The following is a 16,057-nucleotide window of genomic DNA, read 5'->3' on the forward strand; positions in this document are numbered from 1 at the left end:
TTTTACTCTTTACAAACTTGTCACAAATATAGTCGGAAATTATTGGTATAATTAAAAGAAAATTTTACTCAAGAGGTGAAGGGATGTTCAAAAAAATTATTGATTCTTTATTAGGTAGGAAAAAAAATCGTTCGTATTCTAGTAGTGATTATCGCCATAGAGGTCGCTCTTATTCAAGTAGCGATTATAAACGACGTTCATCTGGTTATGGGCATCAGCATTATAAAAGAAAACGTAAAAGTCGTAGCTTCTTTTCAAGTAGCTGATGAAATGGCGTCGTATACTAGCTTTATTTGATAGACCACTGCGAAAAAATACAATCGTTGCAGAACGTTATAAAATTGAATCAGTAATTGGAATGGGCAGTTATGGGGTTACATATGTCGTTAATGATTTACAAATAAATAGAAATAAAGTCTTAAAACAATTAAGACAGAGTAAACAAAGGTATGAGTCAGGTAGAAAATCATTTGAACAAGAGAAAATGATTTTACAAACATTAAATCATCATGCAATTCCTAGTTTATATGATCATTTCGTATGGGAGAAAAAAAGCTTTTTCGTGATGGAATATATGCCTGGTAAAAATTTCGAAGATTATATTTTCTTAGATGGGCATGTATATACAGAACGTGAAGTTTTAAAAATTTTATATGAAATATTAGAAATTGTATCGGTGTTTCATAATAAAGGTATAATTCACCGAGATTTACGCATTCCAAACATATTAATGAAAGAAAACCAAATTAGTATTATTGATTTTGGATTAGCTAAATTGAAGGGTGAGGGTGATGAACGAGCTACAGCTTATGAAGGTGAACAAGCTTTGATGCGAGAAGTTCACTTTCGTAGCGATTTTTATGCGCTTGGTCATTTCTCGTTATTTTTATTATATGCAGGCTATGAATCTAATGAAAAACATGAAAAACCATGGTATGACGAATTAACTTTGGAAAATTATAACCGTGAAATGCTTATGCGAATGTTACAAATAAAAACGCCGTACTATGAGAATGTACAAGATTTAAAAAAAGATATAGCTTTTGCTTTAGAAAGGATGGAGGTTCCGTGTTTCAAAAGTTTTTAGCAAGTGTTGGTATTGGTAATGCAAAAGTAGATACAGTTCTTGAAAAAGATGAGTATATTGTTGGAGAAGAGATACTAGGGAAGGTTCATATAACTGGTGGTTCAGTTAGCCAACAAATTGAAAGCATTTACTTAACATTATCGACGTCGTATGTACGAGAAGTGGATGATAAAAAAGTAACAGCAACATATGATTTAGAGCGAGTTCGTTTAACAGAACCTTTTTCTGTTGAGCCGAATGAAAAAATAGAAATTCCATTTTCATTTATAATGCCAGTTGAAACCCCGCTTACACTTGGAATGAAAACAGTTTGGGTGCATACAGGTCTTGATATTAAACGCAGTATAGATCCAAGTGATCGTGATTACATTCAGGTGTTGCCCAATGCACTATTAAATAGTGTGTTAGAGAGTGTAAATCAATTAGGTTTTAAAGCGCGTCATATAGAATGTGAAGAATTACCGTATCGATTACGTAAGCAAGTTCCGTTTGCACAAGAATTTGAGTTTGTTCCTGTTTCCGGAGAGTATTATGGGAAATTAGATGAACTAGAATTATTAATCTTACCAAGCGCTTACGATCGCCTAGAGATTATTATGGAAGTAGACAGAAAATCTCGCGGATTAGCAGGTTTATTTGCAGAAGCGCTTGATCTTGACGAGAAAGTGATTCGCTTTACAGTAACGAATGAAGATATTCCAATAATGCAAGAAAAAATTAACAATTATATTTTTAAATAAACTATGCATAAAAAAGAAATGGAGAGGAAAACTAAAACAACCGCTCCATTTTTTTGTATAGTGAGGTTATGTATGTGAAACGATATCGACATTTATACTTGTTAAGTTTTACGCTACTCATCTGTTTTGTCGTATTATCACTTTCGTATCATACCGCTTGTATTGAGAAATTTGACAATATAGTCGCGCATTTTATTCAAAGCTTTCGAAACGATTACTTGACAGCTTACTTTACTTGGGTGTCTTTTATCGGTTCCAAAAGAATATATTTTCCGTTACTCATCATTCTTGTAATGTATTTTCTCGTTAGAAAAAAGTTGCTTAGTGCATTACTTCTAACAATTAATTATTATGGATCTCGTTATTTAAACAGTATGCTTAAACTATGGTACGAACGAGCAAGACCTGATGTAACGCAGCTTGTTACGGCAACTGGATATAGTTTTCCGAGCGGTCATACGATGAATGCTACTGCTTTTTTAGGATTTATTGCATACGTCACAATTACTGAAGAACGTATTACATTGCATAAAAAATTGTTGATTATTTTTATAGCGAGCTTTGTTGTATTATCTATTTCAGTTAGCCGAATATATCTTGGCGTTCACTATCCATCTGACATATTAGCAGGATGGGCAGCTGGCGGTAGCTGGCTCGTTTTATGTGTTATATTTCATAAAGCGTTCATTAAAAAAGAACCTATGTCATAATAGGTTCTTTTTTCATTGGTTCAACATGAATGTGTGCATGGTAAATGCCAAACTTTTTCCGGAGCATAGCCTCGATGTTATCAGTAATACAATGACTTTCACCAACATCCATACGAGCATCTACTTCGATTGTAATATCAACGTACGTTTGATTCCCGTACATACGCGCGCGAATATCTACTATGTTTTCCACGCCACCAATATGTTCAATAGCACCAGCGTACTCTTCCATCTTATCTGGATCGATTCCATCCGTTAACATATGAGAAGCTTCAACGAAAATCTCCCATGCAGTTTTACAAATAATAAGGCCGACAATTAAAGCGGCAATAGGATCTAAAATAGGCATTTGGAACTGCGAACCGACAATACCTACTACTGTACCGATACTTACGAGAGCATCTGATAAATTATCCTTTGCAGCGGCTTCTAATGATTTACTTTTTGTTCGTGCTGCAATCTTTTTCGTATACAAATACACAAAGTACATAACGACAGCAGAAAATAAGGCTACCCATGCAGCAAGTACATTAGGCGCTACTTGTTTCGGATTTAAAAAAGATTGAATAGCACTAATAATAACTTCTAATCCGACCGTTGCCATAATAAAAGAAGCAACAAGTGATGCAATTTGTTCTGCGCGTGAATGCCCATAAGGATGATCTGGGTCACGAGGTTTACGAGAGATTTTTAGTCCAATTAATATTGCTAAAGAAGCACCGATATCCGTTAAGTTATTTAAACCGTCAGCACGTAATGCGCTAGAGAGGGTAATATAACTGATGATAATTTTCATAGAGGATAAAAATATGTAGGCCATAATGCTGACAATAGCACCTTTATCAGCTTCTTTATGAGAAAGAGTATCCATTTTAATCACTCACCTTTCTACAAGGAATTTCTTTCTATAAATAGAGTACCAAACGAAACTCGTGTGGGTCTATACAAACATTGTTGACGTTTTTTAGGTTTTTAAGAAGGGGATAACAAAGTTTCGTGAAGGAAAAATATGTTGTAAAGTGCAAAGTTAGGGTGTGAACGCGATTTGGATCGAGGGGATAGGGAAAAGGATAGATGTATTATGATGAATCCATATACTACACCGCTCAAAGGTGATTGGGCAAAATAAAAACCCTCTAGAAAATATATTTTAGAGGGTCTTCATCTTAGTATGCTTCTAAAAACTCAGTAACTTGCTCTTCAGTTTTTGCGTTAGCACTATGTAAGTGGCCTAGTTTCTCACCATTTTGATATACAAGTAAACTTGGAATACCCATTACTTGATACTCTTCAGCGATACTTGGGAATTCATCTTTGTTAATAGAATACCATTCAAACTTATTGAACTCTTCCATTACATCTCCGATAAAGTTGTCCATACGCACACAATCAGGGCACCATGTAGTAAAGAACTTAACAACTACTGGCTCCTCACTTGCGATAATGTCTTTGAATTCCTGTTCAGATTTGATTTCTTTCATGTTTTGTTTCTCCTTTTTCACTATTAATATTTTAGGTTGGAACCTCACTTTTCTTTATAAGCTTTTTCTAGGGTTGTGTCAAACTTCTGAATTGTAAGGTTACTATTATAAGTAGGGTAATTCAAATTGTATTCATGATAGCCATTGCTATAACGTTCTTTTCCTCACATATTTTTATGAGATGTTTATGAAGCGACTGAAATGTAATGTCGGATAAAACAAGCAATCTCTTTCTGGTACTTAGAGAAGGTAAACGGTGGATAATCATTACTCATAAATTTTATGAGTGAATTAAACAACAAGCAGGAAATTCAAAAAAAGATGTAGGGGATGCATGTATGAATTTAGAGGAATCGTTATAAGAACGTATTCGTGAAGTTGTGAGAGAAGAGATTAGGGCGGCGTTATATGAGTTCCAGCAATAATCACAACCCCAAAAAGTAATATGGGTGAAAGAAGCGTGACTAACAAGAGGGGAAATTGCTGCACTGTATAGAGTGAAAGAAAAAACATGATGTGGAACGCGAAAGGGATCATAAGAACATCTTAGGAATTATTTAGCGGTTAAGAAGTCAGGGGAATTAGGATGTTGAAATGGGTGAAGAAACAAAAACGCCCACCTTGCATTGTTTGTGAGAAACAAGAAGGTGAGCTTCAATTAAAAGAAACGAATTGGATTTGTGAAAATTGTGCCCAAATTACGCATGAACAAGGTATTGAAAGAGATACCTATACCCTTTTACACCTTATTCCATAAATAAGAAAGCTGGTGGGCTTCTGATTCAAGAGCTATTAAATGATCATTATTAATAGAGTTATTCGTATACATTCTGTTCTTTTGGATGTTAAGGACAGTATAATTCACATCGTTATATTCATTTGAAAATGTTGATTCATTTAATAATGTCAGTGTTGAGTTGATGTTATATTTATCAATTCGCTCTTTTTTTCCTTTGAAAAATAGTTTAATAAGATGCGGCTCATCATTAATGAGCAAACCGAGTTCAGGTGATGAGCGGACGATTAAATTATCTGATAACCAATGTGATTTACCTGGATCAAACCAAGAGACTTCTTTGTTTTTAATAAATTTTTTGTACTGCTTTATAACATCAATGTAGTTTTGCTTTTTCTTCTGATCAACAGTTTGTACTAATGTTTCAAAACAATCAAAAGGTAGTTCGTTTTTATGAAATTTAATAACAGTTTCTCGTAATTGTTTCCAGTAATCAAAAACCGGGTGATATTCAGGTTGAGATTTTAAATTCTTTACAAAATTTGTTTTAGCTGCACTACTTTTCAGTGTGAAGTCTAAAAATTGTGTAAGTCCCACTTTAATTTCCGCCATGTTACACCTCCTTTCCAAATGTTACTAATTCAATATTGGAAAGGGAAATCCTGCATTTTTAAGGAGGTGAACTAGATGCTAGAAAAACCGACGTTCATACACAATGGCTATTGTATTTCTTGAGCTTGGTATTCATGGAATACTTTCTAAGAGGAGGAAACTGGAATGGATCTACACCCACTAAATGATAATAATCCGAAAAAAGCATTGGAAGGGTTTTTAAAAGCAGTGGAGAAAGCCCAGAAAGAAGAGAATGAAAAATCAAAGAAAGCAAATAAAGAAGATGAGTGAAGCGCGCTATCGTTAAAATGACGAATAACGTGCTTTTTTATTTTTTTCATAAAGCGCATGCATATTCATGGATTTACAGATATTTGTTACGTGGGCATAGTGTTTTTGATAAATAACATTATGGAAATAAATGGAAATGTAATTATATGAAAAAAGGTCCTGTTGTTTCCAACAGGACCTTTCCTAAAATGGCAAAGAGTAACTCTTACCTTACTCTTCTCGTATATAATACATGAAAAAGATAGATGTGTATACAACAAGAAATTCCAATATAATTATTTGAATATAGTGTTTAAGAATAATAAGGTGGAATTTTAAATAAGGAATTAAATTACAAATGTTGATTTGTCAGGTGATTCAAATGAATTTCTATCAAATTGTAGTTAATAAAGTGATATTGAGATAATAAGATATGTAATTTTGCATACCAGATTTTTAAAGCGAACAAGGGTATGGAATATTTAAATAATACGGAAGTTGAGGGAGAGTAATACTAAAATTTCATTTGTTTTTTACTGTAATAAATAAATTCATTTGAATAGAAGCGAAAAATAGAGGTTTGCCTTAGTCATTTATGAAAGTCAAGAATATTTATAACCATAGGAGTAAATACACAGGTCCGATTTTTGTAATGATGGAGGGAATTGATGTGGACATAACTCAAAGTATGGCAAGAATAGTGGTAAATGGAAAGGATCTTCCGTTTATTTCAGTTAGAACTTCTGTATGGAATCAAGGACCTGTAAATGATTTAATTGTTTCGACAAACTTGAGAGCCGAGGAGCTTTATCAGTTTATGTGGTCACAAGTGCCAGTAATGCTTGCGATGTATTTTCTTCAAGGAGCGGACTTAATGCGGTTTGCTAGAATTAATGGGATTAATCAAAGTGTAACGGGAGAATATATATATCATTTCTCTTGGGGATAAAACGAATGTAAAGTAGCTTAACAGCTGCTTTTTTATTTTGTAAAAGAATTTTAGAAGATTAGAAAATATGATTAGAGCGTGATATAGATAATTTGTGACTGTTTTTCACGTTCGTAAAGTTAAGCAGTTACTTCATTTCATACAAGGGGGGACTTTGAATATGAAGTTTTTAAGGAACGAAAAAAACAGAGAGACATATATTTTTGTCTCTCTGTTTTTTTTATTCACAAATAGTTCCAGTTGCTATACCAGTTGGAGCAACGCCTACTGGAACAGTATCTATAACCATATTTGTAGCAGTATTGATAACAGAAACAGTATTGCTACCTTGGTTTATAACGTAGGCGAGAGTGCCATCTGGTATGATGGTTACTTGATCCGGGGATAAGGCAACAGGAATTGTATTAATTACAGTATTTGTCGCCACGCTTATTACTGATACATTATTACTAACTTTATTTACAACGTAAATACGTGTGCCATCTGGTGTAATATCTATACCAACCGGTTCAGTACCTACGTTAATTGTATTAATTACGGAATTAGTAGCGGTGTCAATAACAGAAACAGTATTGCTGTTTTGATTTGTGACATAGGCACGAGTGCCATCTAGTGTAAAGACGATTATTCTAGGACGAATGCCAACAGGAATAGTAGCGCTAACTGTGTTAGTAGCAGTATTAATAACAGAAATTGTGTTGCTTAATTCGTTTGCGACATATGCAAAGGTTCCATTTGGAGAAACAGTGATTCCTTGCGGAGCGTTGCCAACGGGAATGGTAGCAACAACTGTGTTAGTAGCAGCATTAATAACAGAAACTGTATTATTTCCATGATTTCCAACATAAACAGTTGTGTTATTTGGAGAAACAGCGACACCAATCGGGTCGCTTCCAACAGGAATGGTAGCGATAACGGAATTTGTAGAAGTGTTAATAACAGAGACGGTATCAGAAAAAATATTAGTAACATAAGCACGAGTCCCATTTGGTGAAACGGTTACTTCGAGAGGTGCATCATCTACAGTAATTGTAGCAACAACTGTATTTGTTCCGGTATTAATTACAGATACTGTATCATCTGTTGGATCATCTATGGCTCCTGCAAGTCCTTGAAGCCCTTGCACACCTTGAGGACCAGTAGCTCCTTTAGGTCCTGGAAATCCTCTAGGTCCTGTCGCTCCAGTAGGACCGGGTATTCCGATAATATTTAATAGAGAACTATTCAATATTCCTTGCAAAATTAAGTTGAATGTTTGTTGTAACAATGGGTCCGATATATTGGAACAACTAATGAGCGAAGATAAATTTTGGAATAGAAATTGGAATAACGCAGAGATTTGAGTAAGAGATGCAGTAGGCAAAGAATTGATTAATTGAGTGATAGTTCGTATAACTAAATTTTTATTTGGAGTATTTGGTTGTACTGCAATTATTAAATCATTTAACGCTTGTAATGATGATTGGAGTATTTGTATAGTTGTCGAATTTGGCGTGGTAAAGAAAGAAAGGATAGCTTAATTTAATTGGTTAATTAGGGATAATAATTCTTGTTGCTGAGAAAATGAGAAAAAAACAGGTGTACAACAATTACTTTGATCACAAGAGGATATAGAAATAAAACAGGGAAATTGGAATTTTTTGCACGGATCGTTTGAGTTTTGATTATTTTTCATAATTACCTCCTTTTTAAAATTTTATCATCGTTAAGTATGCTTTAAGAGTTTGTATTTTCTTCTGCATTTAAAGGGTTTGTAAGTATTTGTGTAATGTTCAGGAATATTTTTCTTCTAAGTATATGTTTAGAAAATCAAGACGTTCTTATGGGACGTATAATCAATATTTGGTTATTAACAAGAAGTGTAAGTAAGGCTAGAAAACAAAATGGAAATATATTTTTATTAACTTAAAACATAAAAGAGTAATTTATTAAGTGTTCTAGTGAAGAAATCATCTATTTGCAAAAACTACTTAGTTTAATAGGGAAAGTAATATAAATAGATATCTATGTTTGAATTTTTAACAGGTAGATGTGGGATTGAATAAGATGAAAGTAATTACTTAATGTTGGGATAGGTTATAAATGGAGAACCAACTAAAAGAAATATTTGGTGCATTGATAGCAGCTATAGGTACAATAACTGCCGCTATTGGAAGTACACCTTTTTATTTTATAAGCAGTAATGTAAGGAAAGATTTGAGTGTATACGGGAACGTATTACAAGCAGTTGGAAATGCTTTAGAGGCTGATGGACAAGGGGAAATATCTCTTGAAAAAATTGGGAATGAAATTCAATCAATTGGTAATGTAACTGTAATATCTGGATTGGTTATTGAGTTTAAAGATGAAACAAAAATTAAATTAGTGATTGCTGGGAATTGGACACAGGCTTTAGGAGGACTTACAGCATTAGCAGATGAATTTGAGGATACTTCAGATAAAGATGAATCTTTAAATATAGTAGGAAACTTAATGCAAGCTATAGGGAATTCATTGCAAGCAATTGGAGGTATTTATGAACTGAAAACTAATAGAGAAGAGAGACAGTATGGTAAAGGAAATCGATTAAATGATATTGAAAAAAATTCAAACATTCAAGTGAATAGCGAACCGAATGAAAAAAATAAAGAGGGACAACTGATAGAAATAACAGGAAGTTGGATACAAGCCGTAGGGTCCGTAATTTCATTAATTGGACAAATACGTGAAGAAAGTGAGGAGTTGGAAGGGAGCGATTGATAGACTAGTTTAAAAAATTAAAATGTAACTATTTTCTAAAATGAAAATGAGTAATTTTTACCTTGTTTTTTGATGAACCATTTTTATATGAAAATCATATAATATATTGTAGGACAAGCAACTAGTTTATAATCTATTAAATACTCCAAGAGCTTACCTTTTATATATCTTCGCATCTACTGATCTAGATGCTCTTTTTTATTGAACAAAACACCCATTTGGAAAGGAGGTTAATAATGGGAGTGACATTAGAAGAATTAGAAAAGTGTTATAATAAAGCCTTTATTGAGGGAGCAGAGTACGTAGCTGTTCAGATTGAAATGGATGGATTTCATAGCGATGAAGTAATTATTAACGACAAATACAGTATAGATTCTAAATTAAAGTATTATAAGAAAACATACAATGAAAATTTAGAACATAGATGGATTCCAGGGATTCGTATTGTAGGTTTTGCATATGGTTATTCGTTCTCAGAAATTCTACATGAATTAGGGTTGCTAGTGAAGAAATGATTAAACAAATAGCAGTTATTTTACGCGATGCCGTGCTTTTAGTGGTGTCTTTTTTTGTTGTGAAGGAAAGATATAAATAAAAAAGAGAGCCTAAGCTCTCTTTTGAATAGATACCTAACGTTTATGCACAGATTGGAATTCCTAATGCTATTAAGGTCAATGCTACTTGAAGAGAAAGTTCTAATCTAGCAATTTCGATTCCAGCGACTGAGACCACTAAAAGAGGTTGTCCATTAATGAACAAAACACAGCTTTCCATACTTTCGCCTCCTTCCGAGTAATCTAATATAGTATATGAATAAAATTTAAATACGTAATAGTCAGATTGATGAATTTAATAGAAATTGATAATTTAACCTATGGTATAAAAAAATTAAGTAAACTAATAGCTGATTTATTAACACTATATATGAAGGACAAGAATATATTAGGAGTATATAAAAATGTAGGAGTGGTAAATATGTTCTTTGCAAAGTTACGCGGTAGGAATGAAGTTCCACCAGTAGAAACAGGTGCTCGAGGAGAGGCTTTCTTTAAATTAAGCCCGGACAAGCTTAGCTTAAAATTCAAGCTAGATTTATTCGATATAGAGGATGTAGTAGCTGCCCATCTGCATCTTGGGTCAAAAGGAACGAACGGTCCTGTTGTAGCTTTTTTATTTGGACCTATAACAAATCCAGTTTCAATAGAGTGTGCAACTCTTACGGGAATGATTACTCAAGAAGATTTGGTCGGGCCGTTAGCGGGTCAAACATTAGGTACTCTTGTAAATGAAATCATATCTGGAAACATATATATTAATGTTCATACAGTACAACATTCTAATGGTGAAATACGAGGACAATTGAATTATTGTTAATGAATAAAAGTAGTGAAAAATAAAGCATCCGTTTAGGGTGTTTTTATTTTGTGAAGGTTGTATAGATAAGTAATCTATTTTTAGTAATCTTAAACATTTATTTCTAAAATTTTGAAAGTGGTCGAATTTAAAAAATAGTTATCAGAAACTTGTTAATGAAATGCCCCTTCAAAAATTAAATTAGTATTAGTAGATGAACCTTGTAAATGAAATATGAAAGTGTAACAGATAATAAAAATCTTTAAACCTAATCAAAGCTAATAGATTAACTCTCCGCACCCACTGAAATAAAGGATCATAACATAACTTGTAATTACTTTTAGGGAAGTGAGATGAAAGTAATGTTTTATTCTTATTTTGCTACTCAAGCTGGTATGCGACCAGCGTATGGTACATCAATAACGTTTAGTGGAGCACAAAGTACAGTTCAAGCTGTTCAACAAGCATTACAAATGCAACAACAAATGCAAATGCAGCAACAAGGTATCCAGCCGTATTATTCATCTATGGAGTATTTTTACCCAGTGCATCAAATCACACCGTATGGAAGTTCTTTTCTTACTATCCCATATGGAACTGTATTTAATCTATAAATTGAAAGTAGGTGAAGTGAGGTTATGGAATTGGCATTCTTAAAAAAAGAAAGAATCATATTTACAAACAGGAAACATGGATGGGGACTATTTCATTAATTATTGCCTTTCTAGCGTTATTGTATTTAAACATTATATTGCTTATTCAAGAAACATTTATAGGGAAAGGTTTTCTGCAAATAGTTGGTATTGGAGTGGTGTGCTCAGTTGTAGGTATGATCACAAAAAGCAAAAGCCGAAAATATGCATTGTGGGCATGTAGTTTATTTGTTTTTATGCTGCTGTTTTCTGTATTTGGATTTATGCTAGGTTGGATGATAAGCTTTGGGCCATAAAAAAGAGCGAATGTAGATTCGCTCTTTTTTGTATTGAAAGTAAAATAAATAAGAGAAGAATCTATCAAATTTGAATGGAGTGCACTATACATCTAGATTGTGGTTTTATTGATATGTTTCCGCTCACTTGTATATAAATAGGCGACAAGCATAGTGCTAAAGCAATAGCTCGTCCAAACATTGCGAATCCTCCTTACATAATATGTAGTAATAAGCATGAAAGGGGAACTAGTATGTCTTGCTATTACTACTGTAAGTATTGTAAAGAGTATAAAAAGAAACACCATGATTGTCGTAAGTACACGAGTAAGTGTAATGACAACGAGGAGAAGCTTGTTAGGGCATCTGCATTTAGAGCTAGAAATACGGTGAATCAGACGGTTCCTGCCAATACTTTTGTAAAGGTATTGTTCCAAAATGAACAATTTGATTTAGCAAATGAGTATAATCCAGTAACGTCTATTTTTATTCCGAAGACTAGGGGAGTTTACTCTATTATTGGAACGATTGGTTTCTTTCCAAACGATCCTAGTTTAAATTATAGAGCTCGTGTAGAAATTCGTGTAAATGGAAACGCAGCAATAGCTATAGATAATGACTTTTTCGGTCCAATAGGTTTTGGAAATGTAGTAAGTGTTTCGACGATTATTCAATTGAATGAAGGAGATCAAGTTGAGGTTTATGCACAAAGTAGCATAGACGGAGTTTTAAGTCCTTCAGAAGACGGCTCACATTTTGAAGCTGCAAGATTTCCTTCTCCAATTAAATAACGAAGAGAATAAAATACTTTTCAGTAGGTTTAGTTAATCCCCTACACCAAATAGTGGGGGATTATTATTATTTTTCTAAAATATATAAGTAAATAGGCTAAATATAGTTTGTTTCAGGAGAATTTCACATGCTAGGATGTAAGGTTGAAAGTGCTAGCTTATTATGAGTATTAGATATTCTGCAGGTAATAAAAAGAGTACAACGAAACAAGTAACATGGTTGTGAAAGTTCTTAGGCATTACATTTGCTAGTAGTCTTATGGAATAGAAAAGATATCTAAATTTATTAATACATAAAAGGCCGTATAATTACGGGCTTTTTCTTTACTATATAGAAATTACATATTTAACATAGGTTTGTGTAGGTATTGCTATTGTATAGAAAGGAAAAACATTAAGACGATTACACTATATAAAAATAAAATAAATCCTAAGATGAGTAGTATGGGATGCAACTTGAACATTTTTGACCTCCTTGAGTATATAAAGAATTTTAATACATATTTGGTCAATTTAGAAGGAGAATATATTAATGAATGATGATTGAATCAATACACTAATTTAACAGAGTAGTGAACGTATAATAAATAAAGGAGTATTGTTGATTACACATTGATTAAATTGTTTATAAGCAGCAGATAGGTTGATCGCCCGTGAAATATAAAAGTGAGCAGGTTTATGTGTACAGAATGAGAGATAAATAAAAAAGAGCATACATAAAAAGTACGCTCTAAAGAAAGATAGGTTTTATGAGTGGATAATCTCCATACGATAATATATGCTCGATTAATAAAAACGTGTAAAAAATCAATAGATTATCAATGAAATAACATGAAATGAGTAATTTTGGTCTATTCCCGTAGTCGCGGAGCTAACCAAATTGTAAGGATTGTGAATAGAATGGATTAACAACTGGATAATGATCGTACTTCAGTTTCGTATTTCTTATAGTTTGGATATTGCGTAATAGTTTGACACTTAGGTGTGGAAAGTTGGTTAATTATAGAAACATTTGTAATTACCTCGTTACATGGACCGAAAAATGTGATTTTTAGTTTTGAGTTTGGTGGAACTTTAACCACGATAGGTTTTTTTTTCATAAAATCAGCTCCTCATATGCAGCATCTTATTCTGCACTTTTTCGTTCAGATTATAAAGGCGTATTAATATAATATGAAATTTTAGTTGAGTTGATAATAATATGGGGTTTTATGCCGTGGTGAAAATGTGGGAAATGCATTGGAAACTGAGTATGTTCTATAAAATGTTTAATCGATATAATAGGTAAAAGCAAAAAATAAGTAATTTATCTAATACACTTTTTTCCTTGATACATATTGTGGTAGTAAGAATTGTATTAGGAGGTAATGAAAGAGTGCAAGAAAATGTACAAGCTCAGCTTTCACCACCGTGGATCACATATTTCAATGAGTTAAAAAATTCAATTGGTGCTGATCCAACTGTTTCAGTTGGTCCGCTAATTCCAGTTGGCGGGAATTATATTATTTTAGTGCATGCGTTAAGTAATGAAAAAGCGATAGCGTTAGCAACGCTTCTAAAATCTTTTGTAGAATTTGGGAATGTAAGTGTAACAGTTATTGTAACTAATAATGAAAATAACATTGTAAATCCACTTCCATGTCCACTAGATGCATTTGAAATTGCTCATTTATTTCAAGTGGCGTTAGAAAATACTCCTTATTTTGAACAAGTTGTTGTACAGCCGCAGCTTCCTGGTGGATCAAATGTTGTCTTTCCAGTTTTTATTGCGCAAGTGATTCAATTTTTTAATGATGATATTTCAAATTTATGTCAAACATTTACTGGTGTTGCTGCAAATGTATTTCATGATGTAATGAAATACATTTGTGATATCCCAATTTTATTCTCCACAAGCTGTGTTCCGAGCGGTGAGAGTGCACAATTACAAAATACAGAGTTGACACCAAAACTGTTTTACTAAATTGTAAGAAGACATTTTCATTAATAGAAAATGTCTTTTTTGTATGCATAAACGTTACTTTGTCTAGCTAATTACAGGTTAACAAGCTGTGAATCATGAACGAAACTGCCACTGATGAAAGAGTTACAGAATTTCATATAGCATGTAAAAGTAGTCTGTTTGAATTGAAAATATATAAGAAATGTGAGGGAAATCATTTTCGTGAATATAGAATAATCGCAAGAAACACAGTAAGTTAGCTGTCATACATATGTTTATTAGTCTAAAGAAGATTAATATCGATGAGTAGTAATAATGAAAACGTTTCTAATAATAGCGCTAATGAAAGGTTAATTAATTGATATTATTTACTAATAGAAGATAGTGCATATCTCGAATTTGTGAATGAGCTGTATGAAAAATAAATAAAATTAGTGGAAGTGTAATTAAAAGATTATATGTTTTGAAAAATAATATAGATTCTCCTTATTTATATTATAGATAGCTAGTATTAGGCATAAGGGGCTTTCAATAAGACAAGCTTTGAATATGATATTAAAAAGGGGATGAATTGTAGTGGGGTATATTATCGATATTTCAAAATGGAATGGAACTATTGATTGGGATATTGCAGCATCTCGGCTAGATTTAGTTATTGCTAGAGTTCAAGATGGCTCGAATACGGTAGATTTTATGTATCAAAATTATGTGAATGAAATGAAGAAACGCAGTATTCCATTTGGTAATTATGCATTTTGTCGCTTTATATCTATTGCTGATGCAAGGAAAGAGGCACAAGATTTTTGGAGTAGCGGCGATAAATCTGCTAAGTTTTGGGTGGTGGACGTAGAAATTCAAACGATGATGGATATGCAAGGAGGGACACAAGCGTTTATAGATGAATTACGCCGTTTAGGTGCGAAAAAAGTAGGGCTATATGTGGGGCATCATACGTATATATCATTTGGAGCACGTAATATTGAAGTTGATTTTGTATGGATTCCTCGTTATGGAGGGAATAAGCCAGCATATCCGTGTGATATTTGGCAATATACTGATGCGGGAAATGTTCCTGGTATTGGGAAATGTGATTTAAATCAATTAATAGGAAATAAGTCGCTTTCTTGGTTTATAGGTTCGAATCAAGTAAATCAATCTATTCAATTTAACAAAGAGAATACACAGCAATCAAATGGCATTGGTATTGCAGTTTCAAAATATCCTGATGGATATGGCATAAACGTATATGAAAATCCTACGAATCCTCAGTTTACAGGTACAATCACTCAAAAAAATCCATATTTAGTCTTACATGGTTATTGGGAAGACGCAGATAAAGATATGATTTGCTTAGGCAATGATAAACAGTGGGTATATGTAAAACATTTTGATGTAGAATGGTTTTATGCAGTTTCAAAATATCCTGTTGGGTATGGAGTGAATTATTATGCAGAGCCTGAATGTATAAATTATAAAGGAAATATTGATGGATCAAAATCTTTTCGTGTGTGGGGAAGAGCCAAAAATGCAGTAGATATCGGGCAAAATAATTGGATACTGGAAGAACATGTAACTATTAAGAATCTATAGGAATACGTAAAGGGTCATTTTACTGATAAATAGTAAGATGACCTTTAATATTTGAACAAAAAAGAACAAGATACATAGTTTATTCAAATGAAATGAATTACATGTGGAAAACACATTGTTAACACAAGT

General features: G+C 32.9%; 20 protein-coding genes and 1 pseudogene. 15 read left to right on the forward strand and 6 right to left on the reverse strand.

From position 1 onward, the window contains the following. Positions 1 to 83 precede the first annotated feature (83 nt). From ACSG5Z_RS03890 to ACSG5Z_RS03905, 4 genes are all read left to right on the forward strand, one after another. Positions 84 to 266 carry a hypothetical protein gene (locus ACSG5Z_RS03890; RefSeq protein ID WP_000473373.1) on the forward strand — a complete coding sequence of 61 codons (183 nt, stop codon included), beginning with the start codon at positions 84 to 86 and terminating at the stop codon, positions 264 to 266. After that, a complete protein-coding gene (locus ACSG5Z_RS03895; RefSeq protein ID WP_088063277.1) occupies positions 266 to 1,087 on the forward strand; it encodes a serine/threonine protein kinase in 822 nt (273 codons plus the stop codon). Before ACSG5Z_RS03890 ends, ACSG5Z_RS03895 begins: the two co-directional genes overlap by 1 nt. Further along, the gene (locus ACSG5Z_RS03900) at positions 1,069 to 1,827 is read left to right on the forward strand and encodes a sporulation protein (RefSeq protein ID WP_435710708.1); all 759 of its coding nucleotides are present in this window, start codon (positions 1,069 to 1,071) and stop codon (positions 1,825 to 1,827) included. The genes ACSG5Z_RS03895 and ACSG5Z_RS03900 overlap by 19 nt, the downstream gene beginning before the upstream one ends. Before the next feature lie 74 nt (positions 1,828 to 1,901). Further along, entirely contained in the window at positions 1,902 to 2,537 is a 636-nt protein-coding gene (locus ACSG5Z_RS03905; RefSeq protein WP_000833364.1) for a phosphatase PAP2 family protein, read from the forward strand. Here the strand turns inward: ACSG5Z_RS03905 and ACSG5Z_RS03910 are convergent. Next, a complete protein-coding gene (locus ACSG5Z_RS03910; protein ID WP_137014608.1) occupies positions 2,527 to 3,408 on the reverse strand; it encodes a cation diffusion facilitator family transporter in 882 nt (293 codons plus the stop codon). The genes ACSG5Z_RS03905 and ACSG5Z_RS03910 overlap by 11 nt on opposite strands. A gap of 295 nt (positions 3,409 to 3,703) precedes the next feature. Further along, positions 3,704 to 4,018 (reverse strand): thioredoxin family protein, encoded by a 315-nt coding sequence (locus ACSG5Z_RS03915; protein ID WP_000658777.1) that lies wholly within the window; start codon positions 4,016 to 4,018, stop codon positions 3,704 to 3,706. A gap of 586 nt (positions 4,019 to 4,604) precedes the next feature. Between ACSG5Z_RS03915 and ACSG5Z_RS03920 the strand changes: the two genes are divergently transcribed. Continuing rightward, on the forward strand, positions 4,605 to 4,775 hold the full coding sequence (locus ACSG5Z_RS03920) for a hypothetical protein (protein WP_000922286.1): 171 nt from the start codon (positions 4,605 to 4,607) through the stop codon (positions 4,773 to 4,775). On the opposite strand, the gene ACSG5Z_RS03925 is transcribed toward ACSG5Z_RS03920, so the two are convergent. Continuing rightward, positions 4,758 to 5,366 (reverse strand): hypothetical protein, encoded by a 609-nt coding sequence (locus tag ACSG5Z_RS03925; RefSeq protein WP_431070392.1) that lies wholly within the window; start codon positions 5,364 to 5,366, stop codon positions 4,758 to 4,760. The genes ACSG5Z_RS03920 and ACSG5Z_RS03925 overlap by 18 nt on opposite strands. Positions 5,367 to 5,531: 165 nt before the next feature. Between ACSG5Z_RS03925 and ACSG5Z_RS03930 the strand changes: the two genes are divergently transcribed. Both ACSG5Z_RS03930 and ACSG5Z_RS03935 read left to right on the forward strand, forming a co-directional pair. After that, positions 5,532 to 5,657 carry a hypothetical protein gene (locus tag ACSG5Z_RS03930; protein WP_255288454.1) on the forward strand — a complete coding sequence of 42 codons (126 nt, stop codon included), beginning with the start codon at positions 5,532 to 5,534 and terminating at the stop codon, positions 5,655 to 5,657. A gap of 574 nt (positions 5,658 to 6,231) precedes the next feature. Then, positions 6,232 to 6,585, forward strand: coding sequence for a hypothetical protein (locus tag ACSG5Z_RS03935; RefSeq protein ID WP_048546623.1), 354 nt, complete (start codon positions 6,232 to 6,234; stop codon positions 6,583 to 6,585). A gap of 220 nt (positions 6,586 to 6,805) precedes the next feature. Here ACSG5Z_RS03935 and ACSG5Z_RS03940 read toward each other — a convergent pair. After that, a pseudogene (locus tag ACSG5Z_RS03940) lies at positions 6,806 to 8,260 on the reverse strand (YVTN family beta-propeller repeat protein). A 407-nt stretch (positions 8,261 to 8,667) separates the two neighbouring features. Here ACSG5Z_RS03940 and ACSG5Z_RS03945 point away from each other — a divergent pair. Together ACSG5Z_RS03945 and ACSG5Z_RS03950 are read left to right on the forward strand one after the other, a co-directional pair. Beyond that, the gene (locus ACSG5Z_RS03945) at positions 8,668 to 9,324 is read left to right on the forward strand and encodes a DUF6944 family repetitive protein (protein ID WP_435710709.1); all 657 of its coding nucleotides are present in this window, start codon (positions 8,668 to 8,670) and stop codon (positions 9,322 to 9,324) included. 236 nt (positions 9,325 to 9,560) lie between these two features. Further along, a complete protein-coding gene (locus tag ACSG5Z_RS03950; protein ID WP_000539238.1) occupies positions 9,561 to 9,839 on the forward strand; it encodes a hypothetical protein in 279 nt (92 codons plus the stop codon). 121 nt (positions 9,840 to 9,960) lie between these two features. Here the strand turns inward: ACSG5Z_RS03950 and ACSG5Z_RS03955 are convergent, their stop codons facing one another. Next, positions 9,961 to 10,098, reverse strand: a complete 138-nt coding sequence (locus ACSG5Z_RS03955; RefSeq protein WP_086408676.1) for a DUF3956 family protein — start codon at positions 10,096 to 10,098, stop codon at positions 9,961 to 9,963. A gap of 201 nt (positions 10,099 to 10,299) precedes the next feature. Here ACSG5Z_RS03955 and ACSG5Z_RS03960 point away from each other — a divergent pair, with 201 nt between their 5' ends. The 4 genes from ACSG5Z_RS03960 (at position 10,300) to ACSG5Z_RS03975 (ending at position 12,396) form a co-directional block, all read left to right on the forward strand. Then, on the forward strand, positions 10,300 to 10,698 hold the full coding sequence (locus tag ACSG5Z_RS03960; RefSeq protein WP_000464548.1) for a CHRD domain-containing protein: 399 nt from the start codon (positions 10,300 to 10,302) through the stop codon (positions 10,696 to 10,698). A gap of 341 nt (positions 10,699 to 11,039) precedes the next feature. Then, positions 11,040 to 11,291, forward strand: a complete 252-nt coding sequence (locus tag ACSG5Z_RS03965) for a DUF3947 family protein (protein ID WP_033656336.1) — start codon at positions 11,040 to 11,042, stop codon at positions 11,289 to 11,291. Positions 11,292 to 11,371: 80 nt separating this feature from the next. Beyond that, complete coding sequence (locus tag ACSG5Z_RS03970; RefSeq protein ID WP_435710710.1) at positions 11,372 to 11,626, forward strand: hypothetical protein; 255 nt, start codon at positions 11,372 to 11,374, stop codon at positions 11,624 to 11,626. Between the two features lie 233 nt (positions 11,627 to 11,859). Next, positions 11,860 to 12,396: a C1q-like domain-containing protein gene (locus ACSG5Z_RS03975; RefSeq protein WP_435710711.1), complete on the forward strand. Its 537-nt coding sequence runs from the start codon at positions 11,860 to 11,862 to the stop codon at positions 12,394 to 12,396. 905 nt (positions 12,397 to 13,301) lie between these two features. Here ACSG5Z_RS03975 and ACSG5Z_RS03980 read toward each other — a convergent pair. Continuing rightward, positions 13,302 to 13,496 carry a hypothetical protein gene (locus ACSG5Z_RS03980; RefSeq protein ID WP_060488666.1) on the reverse strand — a complete coding sequence of 65 codons (195 nt, stop codon included), beginning with the start codon at positions 13,494 to 13,496 and terminating at the stop codon, positions 13,302 to 13,304. Between the two features lie 275 nt (positions 13,497 to 13,771). On the opposite strand from ACSG5Z_RS03980, the gene ACSG5Z_RS03985 reads away from it, so the two are divergent. Continuing rightward, on the forward strand, positions 13,772 to 14,359 hold the full coding sequence (locus tag ACSG5Z_RS03985; protein ID WP_435710712.1) for a hypothetical protein: 588 nt from the start codon (positions 13,772 to 13,774) through the stop codon (positions 14,357 to 14,359). Between the two features lie 555 nt (positions 14,360 to 14,914). Further along, positions 14,915 to 15,928, forward strand: coding sequence for a glycoside hydrolase family 25 protein (locus ACSG5Z_RS03990; protein ID WP_435710713.1), 1,014 nt, complete (start codon positions 14,915 to 14,917; stop codon positions 15,926 to 15,928). Positions 15,929 to 16,057: the final 129 nt, after the last annotated feature.

It is taken from the genome of Bacillus pretiosus (genome assembly GCF_051294775.1).
GTDB lineage: Bacteria > Bacillota > Bacilli > Bacillales > Bacillaceae_G > Bacillus_A > Bacillus_A wiedmannii.

What these genes read in the sequence shown, in the direction of transcription:
- ACSG5Z_RS03975 (WP_435710711.1), top strand. Translation starts at nt 11,860, where the DNA reads ATGTCTTGCTATTACTACTGTAAGTATTGTAAAGAGTATAAAAAGAAA.
- ACSG5Z_RS03950 (WP_000539238.1), top strand. Translation starts at nt 9,561, where the DNA reads ATGGGAGTGACATTAGAAGAATTAGAAAAGTGTTATAATAAAGCCTTT.
- ACSG5Z_RS03925 (WP_431070392.1), bottom strand. Translation starts at nt 5,366, where the DNA reads ATGGCGGAAATTAAAGTGGGACTTACACAATTTTTAGACTTCACACTG.
- ACSG5Z_RS03945 (WP_435710709.1), top strand. Translation starts at nt 8,668, where the DNA reads ATGGAGAACCAACTAAAAGAAATATTTGGTGCATTGATAGCAGCTATA.
- ACSG5Z_RS03895 (WP_088063277.1), top strand. Translation starts at nt 266, where the DNA reads ATGAAATGGCGTCGTATACTAGCTTTATTTGATAGACCACTGCGAAAA.
- ACSG5Z_RS03980 (WP_060488666.1), bottom strand. Translation starts at nt 13,496, where the DNA reads ATGAAAAAAAAACCTATCGTGGTTAAAGTTCCACCAAACTCAAAACTA.
- ACSG5Z_RS03930 (WP_255288454.1), top strand. Translation starts at nt 5,532, where the DNA reads ATGGATCTACACCCACTAAATGATAATAATCCGAAAAAAGCATTGGAA.
- ACSG5Z_RS03965 (WP_033656336.1), top strand. Translation starts at nt 11,040, where the DNA reads ATGTTTTATTCTTATTTTGCTACTCAAGCTGGTATGCGACCAGCGTAT.
- ACSG5Z_RS03910 (WP_137014608.1), bottom strand. Translation starts at nt 3,408, where the DNA reads ATGGATACTCTTTCTCATAAAGAAGCTGATAAAGGTGCTATTGTCAGC.
- ACSG5Z_RS03935 (WP_048546623.1), top strand. Translation starts at nt 6,232, where the DNA reads ATGAAAGTCAAGAATATTTATAACCATAGGAGTAAATACACAGGTCCG.
- ACSG5Z_RS03970 (WP_435710710.1), top strand. Translation starts at nt 11,372, where the DNA reads ATGGGGACTATTTCATTAATTATTGCCTTTCTAGCGTTATTGTATTTA.
- ACSG5Z_RS03890 (WP_000473373.1), top strand. Translation starts at nt 84, where the DNA reads ATGTTCAAAAAAATTATTGATTCTTTATTAGGTAGGAAAAAAAATCGT.
- ACSG5Z_RS03920 (WP_000922286.1), top strand. Translation starts at nt 4,605, where the DNA reads ATGTTGAAATGGGTGAAGAAACAAAAACGCCCACCTTGCATTGTTTGT.
- ACSG5Z_RS03915 (WP_000658777.1), bottom strand. Translation starts at nt 4,018, where the DNA reads ATGAAAGAAATCAAATCTGAACAGGAATTCAAAGACATTATCGCAAGT.
- ACSG5Z_RS03955 (WP_086408676.1), bottom strand. Translation starts at nt 10,098, where the DNA reads ATGGAAAGCTGTGTTTTGTTCATTAATGGACAACCTCTTTTAGTGGTC.
- ACSG5Z_RS03960 (WP_000464548.1), top strand. Translation starts at nt 10,300, where the DNA reads ATGTTCTTTGCAAAGTTACGCGGTAGGAATGAAGTTCCACCAGTAGAA.